The sequence below is a fragment of the Pantoea sp. E956-1 genome (genome assembly GCF_982223955.1).
Genome location: NZ_CEUYZP010000108.1, coordinates 1 through 389, shown reverse-complemented (window position 1 = coordinate 389; position 389 = coordinate 1). Strand labels below are relative to the sequence as shown.

At 63.5% G+C, this 389-nt stretch carries 1 protein-coding gene; it reads left to right on the top strand.

All coding sequences use genetic code 11. The features are described from left to right. Window positions 1-332, top strand: a 332-nt coding sequence (locus AC0T7J_RS25490; protein ID WP_473798607.1) for an NADPH-dependent FMN reductase family protein, incomplete at its 5' end; no start/stop codon positions are given. Between the last annotated feature and the right edge of the window lie 57 nt (window positions 333-389).

Genomic DNA, 389 nt, shown 5'->3' with positions numbered 1-389 from the left:
AATACTTCCTCGACGGCACCAGCAACCTCTGGCTGACCGGCGCGCTGGTCGGCAAACCGGCCGGTGTGTTCACCTCCACCGCCAGCCTGCACGGCGGCCAGGAAACCACGCTGCTGTCGATGATGTTGCCGCTGTTGCATCACGGCATGTTGATCACCGGCCTGCCCTACAGTGAATCGGCCCTGCTCGAAACCGAAGGTGGCGGCACGCCGTATGGCGCCAGCCATCAAGCCGGTGCCGACGGCAAAAACGGTCTCGACCAGCACGAAGTGGCGTTGTGTCGCGCACTCGGTCTGCGCCTGGCGAAAACCGCGCAGAAACTGGTGGGCTGATGGCGAAGAAGCCGAAAGTCCTGCCCTCGATAGAGTGGCTTGAGCCACGGGTCAAGG